General features: G+C 62.2%; 11 protein-coding genes. 3 read left to right on the top strand and 8 right to left on the bottom strand.

The features are described from left to right. Window positions 1-14: 14 nt before the first annotated feature. Window positions 15-833: a septum site-determining protein MinD gene (gene minD / locus QN222_RS05230; protein WP_136505139.1), complete on the top strand. Its 819-nt coding sequence runs from the start codon at window positions 15-17 to the stop codon at window positions 831-833. After that, window positions 830-1093, top strand: a complete 264-nt coding sequence (gene minE, locus QN222_RS05225) for a cell division topological specificity factor MinE (protein ID WP_180943677.1) — start codon at window positions 830-832, stop codon at window positions 1091-1093. Before minD ends, minE begins: the two co-directional genes overlap by 4 nt. Before the next feature lie 129 nt (window positions 1094-1222). Here minE and QN222_RS05220 read toward each other — a convergent pair whose 3' ends face one another. The 5 genes from QN222_RS05220 to QN222_RS05200 all read right to left on the bottom strand — a co-directional run bounded on the left by QN222_RS05220 (window position 1223) and on the right by QN222_RS05200 (window position 4599). Then, the gene (locus tag QN222_RS05220; protein WP_283964147.1) at window positions 1223-1633 is read right to left on the bottom strand and encodes a DUF1622 domain-containing protein; all 411 of its coding nucleotides are present in this window, start codon (window positions 1631-1633) and stop codon (window positions 1223-1225) included. After that, window positions 1630-2340 carry a YoaK family protein gene (locus QN222_RS05215; protein ID WP_283964146.1) on the bottom strand — a complete coding sequence of 237 codons (711 nt, stop codon included), beginning with the start codon at window positions 2338-2340 and terminating at the stop codon, window positions 1630-1632. The genes QN222_RS05220 and QN222_RS05215 overlap by 4 nt, the downstream gene beginning before the upstream one ends. 125 nt (window positions 2341-2465) lie before the next feature. Next, window positions 2466-2972, bottom strand: coding sequence for a DUF4405 domain-containing protein (locus QN222_RS05210; RefSeq protein WP_284005285.1), 507 nt, complete (start codon window positions 2970-2972; stop codon window positions 2466-2468). Between the two features lie 168 nt (window positions 2973-3140). After that, entirely contained in the window at window positions 3141-3560 is a 420-nt protein-coding gene (locus tag QN222_RS05205) for a DUF3775 domain-containing protein (protein WP_283964144.1), read from the bottom strand. A gap of 205 nt (window positions 3561-3765) precedes the next feature. Continuing rightward, a complete protein-coding gene (locus QN222_RS05200; RefSeq protein ID WP_283964143.1) occupies window positions 3766-4599 on the bottom strand; it encodes a universal stress protein in 834 nt (277 codons plus the stop codon). Window positions 4600-4808: 209 nt separating this feature from the next. Between QN222_RS05200 and QN222_RS05195 the strand changes: the two genes are divergently transcribed. Further along, window positions 4809-6383 carry a bifunctional aminoglycoside phosphotransferase/ATP-binding protein gene (locus QN222_RS05195; protein WP_283964142.1) on the top strand — a complete coding sequence of 525 codons (1575 nt, stop codon included), beginning with the start codon at window positions 4809-4811 and terminating at the stop codon, window positions 6381-6383. On the opposite strand, the gene QN222_RS05190 is transcribed toward QN222_RS05195, so the two are convergent. The 3 genes from QN222_RS05190 to QN222_RS05180 form a co-directional block, all read right to left on the bottom strand. After that, window positions 6357-8567 carry a copper-translocating P-type ATPase gene (locus QN222_RS05190; RefSeq protein WP_283964141.1) on the bottom strand — a complete coding sequence of 737 codons (2211 nt, stop codon included), beginning with the start codon at window positions 8565-8567 and terminating at the stop codon, window positions 6357-6359. The genes QN222_RS05195 and QN222_RS05190 overlap by 27 nt on opposite strands. Window positions 8568-8775: 208 nt before the next feature. Beyond that, window positions 8776-10221: a multicopper oxidase family protein gene (locus QN222_RS05185; RefSeq protein ID WP_283964140.1), complete on the bottom strand. Its 1446-nt coding sequence runs from the start codon at window positions 10219-10221 to the stop codon at window positions 8776-8778. A 620-nt stretch (window positions 10222-10841) separates the two neighbouring features. Continuing rightward, window positions 10842-11858 (bottom strand): LacI family DNA-binding transcriptional regulator, encoded by a 1017-nt coding sequence (locus QN222_RS05180; protein WP_283964139.1) that lies wholly within the window; start codon window positions 11856-11858, stop codon window positions 10842-10844. Between the last annotated feature and the right edge of the window lie 181 nt (window positions 11859-12039).

Genomic DNA, 12039 nt, shown 5'->3' with positions numbered 1-12039 from the left:
AACAGGAGTGCAAGATGGCGAAAGTAATCGTGGTTACATCGGGTAAAGGCGGCGTCGGCAAGACGACGTCTACCGCCGCACTCGGTGCGGCATTGGCGCAGAGGAACGAGAAGACGGTCGTCGTCGATTTTGACGTCGGCCTGCGCAATCTCGACCTCGTCATGGGAGCCGAGCGGCGAGTCGTTTATGACCTGGTCAATGTCATACAGGGCGACGCCAAGCTGCCGCAGGCGCTGATCCGCGACAAGCGGCTCGAAACCCTTTTCCTGCTGCCGGCATCGCAGACGCGTGACAAGGACAGCCTGACGCCCGAGGGCGTCGAAAAGGTGATGGCCGAGCTGAAAAAGCATTTCGACTGGATCATCTGCGACAGCCCGGCCGGGATCGAGCGCGGCGCCACGCTCGCCATGCGCCATGCCGACGTTGCCGTCATCGTCACCAACCCGGAAGTCTCGTCCGTTCGCGACTCGGATCGCATCATCGGTCTTCTCGACTCCAAGACGGAGAGAGCGGAACGCGGCGAACGGGTGGAAAAGCATCTGCTGCTCACCCGCTACGATGCAAACCGCGCAGAGCGGGGCGACATGCTGAAGGTCGATGACGTGCTCGAGATCCTCTCGATCCCGCTGCTTGGGATCGTTCCGGAAAGCATGGACGTGCTGCGCGCCTCCAACATCGGTGCACCTGTCACGATCGCCGACAGCCGCAGCGCACCGGCGCTCGCTTACCTCGATGCCGCACGCCGGCTTGCCGGCGAAACGGTCCCGATCACCATTCCCGGTGAAAAGCGCGGCGGTTTGTTCGGAAAAATATTCGGACGGAGGGCAGCATGAGTATTTTCAGCTTCTTCAGTAAACAAACTTCGGCGCCGACGGCGCGCGAACGCCTCCAGATCCTGCTCGCACATGAGCGCGCCTCGGTCGGTCACTCGGACCTGGTCGCGCAGCTGCGGGAGGAAATTCTCGCGGTCATTGCGAAGCACGTTCAGGTCGACCGCGACAAAGTGAACGTGAAGATGGACCGCGGCGAACAGGTCTCGACGCTTGAGGTCGATATCGAGATCCCGCTCGACGCAAGCGTCCGGGCGGCCTGACAGACCTAGGCCGGCAAGCCCCGATAGTCTCGGCCGCGACGGAGCGGCCGAGACAACCGCCGCGGGGAGTTGGCTCGCCCGCCATTCGTGTTGACCCCCGCCATTCGCGTCGGAGTTTTTGAGCCCTGCTTAATCGTTCGGGCCTTTCGGACCCGCTGCCCTGTTGCGCCGCTGCCTTTGCCAGGGCCATTCGCCTTCGATCTCCGCCTCCAGCGAGAAGCTCAAGAAGGTCCGTATCAGCACGATCAGCCCCAGCAAGCCGACACTCTCCCAGGTGAGGGGCGACGTGATGGTCGCGATGATATCCGCGCCGATCAGAAGTTCGAGGCCAAGCAGGATCCCGCGCCCCAGGTTGGCGCGGTAGCGGTCGTAGGCGAGATCGCCGAGACCTGCGGCCAAGTCCCGCACATAGCGGACGGTGGCGAAGATCACGCCGATGATGATGACCGCGACGCCGAAGGCCTCCAGCGCGGATGCCAATGGCTCCATCAGCGGCGCCACCAAACTCGCCAACTCGCCTCGTTCGATCGCAGTGCTCATGCAGCGTCACTCGCGAGTTGGCGAGATGCAGGGTGGAGGGCATAAGCGATCGTTACGCCCAGCACGATGGCGCCAGTCACGAGCAATGTCGGCGCGAGCCCGACCCACCGCATCAAGGCAGCGCCGATAGCGGCGCCGATCAGGATGGCGAGCACGGCTGCAACGCGGCGCTGCCAGTTCTTGTTGCTGCCGCCGGCAAGCGAGGAATCCGCGGCAAGGCCAGTGATAGTCAGTGTAAGAACCGTCGTGGTGAGATCCGGCACCTTGAGCGCGCGAACTGTCGCATTTCGCAGCCCCATGGCAATGGCGGTAAGGATGATCAGCAGATAAAGACTGCGGGTAGGCGCGAGTGCGTTCGTGTCAAATCCGATCGCAAGAAAGGCGGAGATCCAGAAGAGCAACGCTTCACCCGTCGCAACGGTCAGCAGGCAACGCCGGCGACTGGCCTTTGCATGGCGTACAGCAATAAGCCCGCCGGCCCATGCCCCGACTAAGAAGGCAATCAACGCGGTCAGGTTTCGCGCAACATCGAAGCCGGGGGCTCCGCCGATGGCAAAGCCCAGGAAGACTGTGTTGCCGGTCATGTTGGCGACAAAAACCTGGCCGAGCCCGAGCACACTGACCGCGTCGACAAGACCGGTCACCGCCGAAAGGACAATAAGCACGAGCGGTAGCGGGTCATATTGGCCCGGAGGCGATGGTTCCATTCAATGCTCTCCCGTTGCCCGACGAACTGAAATGCGCGGCAATTATCGATCGGCGCTACGGGAGACGCTAGCATGTGTTTGTATTGCAGACTTGTAGAATAACGTTGCGCGCTATTGCCTGTTTGTCACGGTTGGCCCGGCAAAAGGGCCCGCACCAGCTGGGATTCGTTCTTGCCCGATTTCGTGGCAATCTCGATCAAGGCCATATCGGGTGCCGCTGCCGCGAATCCGCGCGCCTTGAGCGTTTCGACCAGGCTCTCGCTCGTCAGACCCAGAAGCGGTGCGATCTCGCCGGCGGTGTTGGCGATGATCTGCCGGCTGAAGGCGATCTGCGGTGGCCCGCTGCTGCGACCTTCACTGCTCGGCCAGGCCATGGCAACGGCCGCTCCGGTCGAGACCAAGAGCGTAAGCGTCATCGGAAGACGTTCGAGGTAATGCGTCATCGGTCGCCAGTTCCTCCAAACGTGCAGCGCGAACGGCAGGATGAGCGCGATGCTCAGCCATTCATGCATCTCGTTGAAAACGCCGTTGCCCACGTGGAAAAACAGCGCGATTCCCGAAATGAGCGAAACGAGAAATAGACCTGTGATGAAGGGCGTCGCATATCGCTGCAGGATGGCTTTCACGGACATCTCCGATTTCTGTTGTCCTGCGGCGAATACTAGCGCGCCCAAGTGGTGGACGGAGAGTTAAAGGTTTGTAATTATTGACATAAATCAAACGCTCTCTTGATTTCGAGCGGCGGCTGGCCTGGCTTCCCCAAGCAGACGCATTCGCCTCGTCAGGGCGCACAAGGTACTTCAGAGGCGGCCTGTTTCGTAATCCTGGCAGGACTCGCCGAATTGCGCCATCGCCTCCTCCAGGTAGTCCGCCAACAGCGGTATACCGAGCAGATAGGCGGCCGTTCGGTTGTTGTGTGCGTCGGCAGCCTGGGCACGAATGTCGTTCCAGTCTTCCAGCTTGCCGTCGCCGCGGCCGAGCCAAGTCAAAGCGACGAGATCGATCTGCTCGTCTTCGTTGAGCGCCCAGATGGCGCTCGCAAGTTCAGCCTCGACGGGATCGTCCGGTTGATCCTCAAGCACCGAGGCCATGTTGTCGTCGGATGCGTTGGATGCCGGGTCGGGGTCGGTCACGGCATCCTTGACGTCGAATTCGCGGGCCTTGACTATGAAATAGCAGACTTTTTCGGGTGAAATCGACAGGTCCCAAGCTTCGCTCATTGGTGAAACCTCCAATTGGCGTCGTCTGTTGCGATCTCCGTCGGGAGGGGCGGATGCCCCATCCGAGAAGTATCATTCGGTCCCCCATATCGGCAACTTTACCAGATCCTTCCCGATCTTGGCGCATTGCCGTCTTCCGATTGGTGTTCGGTCCCCCTCGATCCGCTCTGCGAACGGCCGGCTACTGCGTTGACGGCGGGGGCGCTCAGCGGGCCATCAGGATCGGGATGACAGCATCGTCGAGCATTGTCCTTGTAACCCCACCGAAGATCAGCTCGCGCACTCGCGAATGCCCGTATGCGCCCATGACGATCATGTCGGCGGCAATGTCGACGGCATGCTGCTGCAGCACGCTCGCCACAGGACGGCCCGCGCTCGGTAGCTGATCGACCGTTACGTTGATGCCGTGGCGAGCGAGATAGGCGGCGATATCGGCGCCAGGTTCCTCGCCGTTTTCCCCGCGAACTGCCTCCGGGTCGACCAAGGTTACGTGGACCGACGTCGCCTTCGCCATGAGTTCGAGAGCCTCGCACGCCGCACGGGCAGCTTCCGCGCGCGAGTCCCAGGCAAGCAGGACCGTCTTCGGCCGGAGACTCGGCTTGCTGCCGGTCGGGTTGAGCAGGATCGGTCGCGTCGCCTGAAAGAGGCTGCCGTTGATCACCTGCCGCTTGAAATCCGCCTGGTCAAGAACGCTTGGCCCGATCAAGACGAGATCGGCGTAAAGCGCGCGGTGGCCAATTTCGCGATCTGCCGTCCCGGCTTCGGCGTAGATGCCATCGATCTCGAAGGAGATTTCGGCGCGAGAAACTGTTTCGCGGGCATGGTTCACGGATGCTTCAAGCTTCTCGCGATCGCGATCGCGTTGCTCCAGCCATATCGTGGAAGCGGTCGCATACTCTCCGATCGGCGGTGGCGGAGCCATCGCGACGACCAGGACAGAAAGATGAGCACCCGCTTGGCCGCAGAGATCGGCTGCGGTTTGCAGATCGCTATCTGAGCCGTCGACTCCTGTGACGGTGAGAATTGTCTTGAAGGGCATGAGCTTTCTCCCTCGAAGAGTTGGTTGCGCTTACCGCATGTCAGCCTAGGCGAGTGACCGCATCCTTCATTGAGCTGAATCAAACTGCATGGCCGAGCGATCTGGCTGCGGCGTGGCTACTTGGTGAAACGCTTTCGCCGCTTGAGGGTTTCCTTCCTTGATGCCTTGGTTGATCGGTATCAATGAGAACGATGCCCAAACGGTGTTCCATGGCAAGTCGGAGAAAACAGGAGGAATGCGTGATAGCGGAAGACCAGACCGCGGCGGTCGCGTTTCTCAGCGCTCCTGCCTCTTATGGCATCACCGAGCCGATCGAGACGATGGAAACGCATATTTCCCGTATCTTCCTCGTCGGCCGGCGGGCCTTCAAAATGAAACGAGCGGTCAAGCTGCCCTACGTCGATTTCTCGACCGCGAGGCTCCGGCTCGATGCCTGCCAGAAGGAGGTGGAGCTCAATTCCGCGACCGCGCCAGGGCTGTATCTCGGCGTCCGGCGAATTACCCGCGAGAAGGATGGTACCCTGGCGTTCGACGGCCATGGAGAATTGCTGGACGCAGTGGTTGAAATGGCGCGCTTCGATCAGCAAGCGCTCTTCGACCGAATGGCTGTCGAGGGCAGGCTCACCCCTGAGCTCATGACTGTGGCCGCGCAGATGATCGCACGCTTTCACCGCGCGGCGCCTGTCGTTCATGAAGGGGGAGGCGCTGCCAATATCGCCGGAGTCCTCCGCATCAACGCCGCGGGATTTGCAACGAGCCGGGTCTTTCAACCGGCCGAGCTCGGCGCCTTCACTCTGGCATTCGATAGAGGGCTCGCGCGCCATGCGACGCTGCTCGACCGGCGCGAGGCGGCGGGAAAGGTCAGGCGCTGCCATGGCGACCTGCATCTGCGTAACATCTGCCTTTTCGAGGGTGCGCCGCGGTTGTTCGATTGCATCGAGTTCAACGATCAGATCGCTACGGTTGATACACTTTATGACCTCGCCTTTCTGCTGATGGATCTCTGGCATCGTGGCTTCCCGGATCTCGCAAACCTGGTCATGAATCGTTATCTGGACGAATCGGATGACGAGGACGGTTTCGTGCTTCTGCCGTACCTGATGGCAATTCGCGCCGCCGTCAGGGCGCACGTCACCGCAACACAGGTGGAAGAAAGCGGGGAAGCTTCAGCGAAACTCGTCGCCGAAGCGAGATCCTACTTCGACTTGGCACGCCTGCTGATCCAACCGGTGCCGGTACGGCTGATCGCCATCGGTGGATTCAGCGGCTCCGGCAAGACGACGGTGGCAGAGACATTGGCTGCGCGGGTGGGTGCGGCGCCGGGGGCCAGGATTGTCGAAAGCGATCGCGTCAGAAAGGCTATGCACCGCGTTTCCGCGGAAACCAGACTGCCGCCCTCGGCCTACCGTCCCGAGGTATCGGAAAAGGTCTATCGCGAAATGGCAGAGAGAGCCCGCCCGCTCCTGGCCGCAGGTGGCACTGTGATTGTCGATGCGGTGTTCGACAAGCCGGAAAATCGCAACCTGATGGAAAAGCTTGCAGGCGAGCTCGGCATTCCGCTCACCGCCGTGTGGCTGGATGCCGAGGCGACGCTTCTGTGTGACCGCGTTGCCTCCCGAAGCGGCGGGCCTTCGGATGCGGACGTCGACGTTCTGTCCGGACAACTGGCCCGCGACAGCGGCGAGAGGGGCTGGAGGCGGATCGATGCCGCCCGCGGCGCCGAGCAAATCGCCGCGGAGATCTTGAATCTTCCCATCTCATATCTGGGCACGCCTCAACCTTAAGGCGTTGCCGATGACGCTGACGGAAGACAGAGCCATGGCCGCGGCCGCGATTATCGGTGAAAGAAGGAGCCCGAAGGCCGGATAAAGGACGCCGGCGGCAACCGGCACGCCGGCGGCGTTGTAGATGAAGGCAAAGAACAGGTTTTGCCTGATGTTCTTCATCGTGGCGTGGCTGAGCTGCCGCGCTCGTGCGATGCCCTGAAGATCGCCCTTGAGCAACGTCACACCGGCGCTCTCGATCGCAACGTCCGTTCCGGTCCCCATGGCAATACCGACATCGGCCGCGGCAAGCGCAGGGGCATCATTCACCCCGTCCCCGGCCATGGCAACGATCCGGCCCTCCCGGCGCAATCGCGCAACGATTTCGCTCTTGTGCTCCGGCAGAATTTCGGCCTCGACTTCTTTGATCCCGAGCCTCCTCGCGACCGCATGTGCCGTAGTCTTGTTGTCTCCGGTCAGCATGACCACCCGCACACCTTCCTTGACGAGCGCCTCGACGGCAGGGGTCGTCGTCGACTTGATCGGATCGGAGATCGCAAAAAGTCCGCCGACGCGGCCATCGACGGCGGCAAAGATCACCGTCGCCCCTTCGCCTCGTAACGCTTCGGCCTTTTCGCTGAGAGAGGAAACGTCCACTTTTCCCTCGACCATTATGCGGTGGCTGCCGATGACGAGCTTGCGCCCGTCGACGGAGCCGGTCACGCCTTTGCCGACCGGACTGTCGAAATCCTTCGCTGTGCCGAGGCTGAGGCCGCGCTCATGAGCGGCTTCCACAATCGCCGCCGCGAGGGGATGCTCGCTTGCGCGTTCCAGGGTAGCGGCGAGGCGGAGCAACTCGGTCTCGGCAAATCCGTTGGCGACCTCGATCGCTGTCACCTTGGGTTTGCCCTCCGTCAGCGTCCCGGTCTTGTCGACCACCAGCGTGTCGACCTTTTCGAAGCGCTCCAGTGCCTCGGCATTCTTGATCAGCACGCCGAGCCGCGCGCCGCGTCCGACGCCGACCATGATCGACATCGGGGTGGCGAGGCCAAGAGCGCAGGGGCAGGCGATGATGAGCACGGCGACTGCGGCGACGAGCCCGTGCGCAAAGCGGGGCTCGGGTCCGACCGCCATCCATGTCGCAAACGCAATCACGGCAATGGCAATCACGACGGGCACGAACCAGCCGGAGACCTGGTCGGCAAGGCGCTGGATCGGTGCGCGCGAGCGCTGGGCATCCGCAACCATGTGCACGATCTGCGACAGCATGGTATCGCGCCCGACCTTCCCCGCTTTCATGACGAACCCGCCTGTGCGGTTCATCGTGCCGCCAATGAGGCTGGCGCCGACCTCCTTGGTAACGGGCATCGACTCTCCCGTAATCATCGATTCATCGACCGAACTGCGGCCCTCGACGAGGACGCCGTCGACCGGGACTTTCTCGCCGGGACGAACCCGCAGCCGATCTCCGACGACAACGGCTTCGAGTTGCACGTCCTCGTCTACGCCGTCATCGCGGATGCGACGGGCTGTTTTCGGGGCGAGATCCAGAAGCGCGCGGATCGCGCCTCCCGTCTGTTCACGCGCCTGCAATTCCAGCACCTGCCCGAGCAGGACAAGCACTGTAATGACGGCGGCGGCCTCGAAATAGACCGCGATCGAGCCATCCACGGCGCTGAAGGTTGTCGGGAAGAGGCCGGGCGCAGCGGTGGCAACCACGCTGTAGACCCAGGCAACGCCGGTTCCCATCGCGATCAGCGTGAACATGTTGAGGTGTCGGTTGACGATGGATCGCCATGCCCGTTCGAAGAACGGCGCACCTGCCCACAGCACCACTGGTGTTGCAAAGAGGAGCTGGAGCCAGTTCGATGTCTGCGCCCCAAGCAGCATGTGCAGATCGGCGACATGGCCGCCCATCTCGAGAGCAAGCACCGGTATCGTCGACATCAGGCCGACCCAGAACCGGCGCCTCACGTCGATGAGTTCCGCGCTCGGTCCGGTTTCCGCCGTCGTCACTTCCGGCTCGAGCGCCATGCCGCAGATCGGGCAATTGCCCGGGCCGATCTGGCGCACCTGCGGATGCATGGGGCAGGTGTAGACGACGCCGTCGGCCTGTTCCGTCTGAGGAGTTGCCCCATCACTCGGCTTCGTCGCGCTCTCCTGCACGGGATGGTGGTGATGCTCGTGATGCTCATGCTCGTCCATTGGATACGACTCCGTTGGTAGCGCCCGTTGGTCGCCCGCGAGCTTGGCGCGGCTCCCAACATGTTCGGCGATGCCGTTGCGGGCGAACGCCGAAGCGGAATACTGGCCCCGCTGCACCGTTCCCTAATTCGAAGCGATCAAGCGGAAGGTTATGTAGCAATTCAACGCGTTACAGCATCGCGCGTCGGGACGCGCGGTGCTCTGGTGCTCAGTTCCGATAACTAACGAAGGACATCATCCCGGATGCCATGTGATAGAGGTGATGGCAGTGGAGAGGCCAGCGCCCGGGATTGTTCGCGTCGAAAGCAATCGCCACGCTTGTCATCGGCGGCACGACAACGGTATCCCGCACGGCTCCGCCCCGAAGGGGCAGGCCGTCGATTCCGACCACTTGAAAATGGTGCCCGTGCAGATGCATCGGGTGCGCCATCATCGACATGTTCTGCATGACGACCTCCACCCTGTCGCCCTGCTTCACGCTCAAGGCGTCACCACCAATCTGCCAGTCGTAGCCTGCCATGTCGCCGGTCAGCGTGAGCGCGAAGCGCTGGTCTGCCGAGCGTTTCGGGAGCGTCGCGACTGCCGTCAGGCTCCGCTCTAGCTCGAGGCCGACCACCGGACCTGCGTCGTGCCCCCGGGACGCGAGCCTGCGTACCGTCGCACCGGGCGGGGCGAGGATCACGCCGATGCGCTCATTGGATCCTTCGCGCAAGGCGAGGACAGGGTGCGCCTCACCCGTCTTCGGGAGTTCCAGACGGATATCGAGGCGCTGGCCCATGGAGATGGGGAAGCGGCTTCCCGCAATCGGCCGGATCGCCTGTCCGTCCGCCGCAATCAGTTGTCCGACGATCGGTCCGGTATCGATCGTGAATGCCGTCGCCGTCGCGCCGTTTATGATGCGCAGCCGAACCCGGCCGCCGCTTTCGACCGCAACGACTTCGGGATCATCGAGCGTTCGATCATTGGCAAGATAGGCGTCATACTCGATGTCGTTGAGGTCCATGCCAGCCATTCCCGACATTGCCGCGCCGGACATGTGCCCAGCATGCATCGAACCGTGGTCCATCGGCATGCCTCCCATCGCAGCGGCGCCCTTGAGCTTGGCGAGCAGTTCCTCGGCGGGCGTGAAGGAGAAGTCGTGAAGCAAGATGACGACCTCCTGCTCGTCGCGCTTCAAGTCCTCGGCCGTCCTGATGATCAGCGGGGCGGCCAGCAGATGCTGTTCCTGCAGCGTATGCGCATGCATCCAGTGCGTGCCTCCTTGCCCTGCCGGGAAAGTGTAGCGCCGCGTCTCACCCGGCATCAGCAGTGCGGCCGGATTATCCGGCACGCCATCCAGCTCCCAAGGTGGCGTCAGGCCGTGCCAGTGAATGAGCGTGGGCTCGCCGCCGTCGTTGCCAAGGGCGACGTCGAACTGGCCATTCGCGTCGAGCGTGAGGCCATGTCTTCCGTTCGGCTGGACGAGGCCGAAGACGTTCGCGGCCTTCCCTCTCACTTCTATCACGCGTGTGGAGATTGTAAGCGGAAGGGCATCCGCGTGCGATGACGGGTCCGTTGCCCGTTGCGGCCATGCTGGCGCCGGGAGCCATAGCGGCGCCGAACCGATAAGTGTGGCGCCCGAAAGCAACCGGCCTAAGAATTGACGACGTTTCATATCTCGTTTGAACCTCTTTCCCGCGTCGGCAACGCCGACGAAACGGTCGCCATGCGCGAACCGCAGGCAACCGACGATCATTCCGCTGGGCGAGCGGAGCACACGTTCAGGCTTGGGATCGGGGAGGGCCGAGAGCGGGAGGCGAGATTACGCCTGTGATGGAGCTCTGAGGGTCGAGATATCGCTCACCATTGGAGTCCAGCGACAGGACGACGGAATTGGCGGCCGGAAGCACGATACTGCACCAGGTGCAGGCGCTGTGGCAGCAAGCCTTGTGGTCGTCAGGGCGATGATGGTCGCCCGAGTGGGTCAAGTCCCCTGACGTTTCGCTATGTTCGAGCTGGGCAGCGTGGTCATCGCATGTCGAGGCAGTCGCGCCAGCCATGGGCGCGGCAAGGAACATGATCGCGACCAGCATGGTCAGCAATCCTCTCGCGCATCTCCAGGTCGTTTGGCCCATCGCGATCACGATTCCACTCGAACGTTTACCTATTCAAACACAGTGCCGTGCGGTTGCAAGTGCCGTGTTGACCTTGATCAAATAGGACGTCGCCCGGCGCGGGAAAAGAGCAGCGATCGTTCGAATTCGCTCGAACGGTTTGGGCGCCTCTCAACTGTCGTCAACTGCTCTCGCGAACGACGAGTTCGAAACCGAGGTCGATCGTCCTGTCGCGGACCTCTGCGCCCGCAAGCAGCGCCAGCATCAGATGCGCTGCATGTTTGCCGACATCTTCTCGAGGGGTGCGGATCGAGGTCAGCCGCGGAACGATGTGGGCGGACATCGGCAGGTCGTTGAAGCCGACGAAAGCGATGCGGCCTGGGACGGATATGCCCTGCCGTTGGGCCTCGAAAATCGCGCCGTGCGCCAGGTCGTCGTTGCAAAAGAAAATGCCGTCAACCTCCGGATGCTGGCGCAGCAGCCTGTCGAAGAGTTCACCGCCGAGCCCAACTGACGAGGGGTCGGGCACCACCAACTCCAGTGATGCATCCACGCCCGCTTCGGCTAGTGCGCGCTTGAACCCTTCGCCGCGTCGTATGACGCGGGCGTCGAGCTGGGCCGCGACATAGGCGAGCCGGCGCTTTCCCCTCGCCAGAAGGTGCCGCGCTATCACGGCTCCGGCGTCTTCCTGCGAGAAACCAACCGAAAAGATGTCCTCGGCTTTCGTGAGTTCCATCATGTGGACGCAGGGAACCTTGTTCGCTTCGAGCAGACGCCGGGATGCCTCTGTGCGATCGAAGCCGGTGAGTAGGATGCCGCACGGCTGGATGGCAAGATAATTGCGGATGAGTTCCTCTTCCTCTTTCCGGGAATAGTGGAAGTTTCCGATCAAGACGTCATAGCCGCGCGGACGAAGGACGTTATGAATGGCTTCGAGCGTCTCGATGAACAAGTGGTTCGAGAGCGCGGGAACAAGCACGACGACCGATTGGCTTCGCGCCGAGGCCAGCGTGCGCGCGGCCGGGTTCGGTACATAGCCTAACGCCTTCGAGGCTTCACGCACCTTCGACACCAGCACCGGATCGACCGTAGGGACGTCGCGCAAGGCGCGTGACGCGGTGATCTGCGAGACGCCGGCAAGCCGTGCAACTTCAGCGAGGGTGGGGCGGCCGGTGGCGCGGGAGGCCTCTTTACGCATGATGGTTCGATACTTGCCAATATGGATGTGCTTCGATAAGACAGCGCTATCTTACGAGGAATGCGATCTCGCCGCTATTGTATGTTTCCCGAAATCCTAGCCGATTTAAGACCGGCGATTTCGAGGAGGTTTCTCCAGTCACCTCCGCACTCATCGGCATGGAGGTTTTTTGCTGGATGAG

The sequence above is a fragment of the Sinorhizobium sp. 6-70 genome, assembly GCF_030124375.1.
Lineage (GTDB): Bacteria > Pseudomonadota > Alphaproteobacteria > Rhizobiales > Rhizobiaceae > Sinorhizobium.
Note: the sequence above shows the minus strand (reverse complement) of the source record. Positions and strands in the feature narration are given on the sequence as shown.

Coding starts and splice junctions, on each gene's coding strand:
- minE (WP_180943677.1), top strand. CDS start 830: ATGAGTATTTTCAGCTTCTTCAGTAAACAAACTTCGGCGCCGACGGCG.
- QN222_RS05180 (WP_283964139.1), bottom strand. CDS start 11,858: ATGCGTAAAGAGGCCTCCCGCGCCACCGGCCGCCCCACCCTCGCTGAA.
- QN222_RS05210 (WP_284005285.1), bottom strand. CDS start 2,972: ATGTCCGTGAAAGCCATCCTGCAGCGATATGCGACGCCCTTCATCACA.
- QN222_RS05215 (WP_283964146.1), bottom strand. CDS start 2,340: ATGGAACCATCGCCTCCGGGCCAATATGACCCGCTACCGCTCGTGCTT.
- QN222_RS05185 (WP_283964140.1), bottom strand. CDS start 10,221: ATGAAACGTCGTCAATTCTTAGGCCGGTTGCTTTCGGGCGCCACACTT.
- minD (WP_136505139.1), top strand. CDS start 15: ATGGCGAAAGTAATCGTGGTTACATCGGGTAAAGGCGGCGTCGGCAAG.
- QN222_RS05190 (WP_283964141.1), bottom strand. CDS start 8,567: ATGGACGAGCATGAGCATCACGAGCATCACCACCATCCCGTGCAGGAG.
- QN222_RS05200 (WP_283964143.1), bottom strand. CDS start 4,599: ATGCCCTTCAAGACAATTCTCACCGTCACAGGAGTCGACGGCTCAGAT.
- QN222_RS05220 (WP_283964147.1), bottom strand. CDS start 1,633: ATGAGCACTGCGATCGAACGAGGCGAGTTGGCGAGTTTGGTGGCGCCG.
- QN222_RS05205 (WP_283964144.1), bottom strand. CDS start 3,560: ATGAGCGAAGCTTGGGACCTGTCGATTTCACCCGAAAAAGTCTGCTAT.
- QN222_RS05195 (WP_283964142.1), top strand. CDS start 4,809: ATGGCAAGTCGGAGAAAACAGGAGGAATGCGTGATAGCGGAAGACCAG.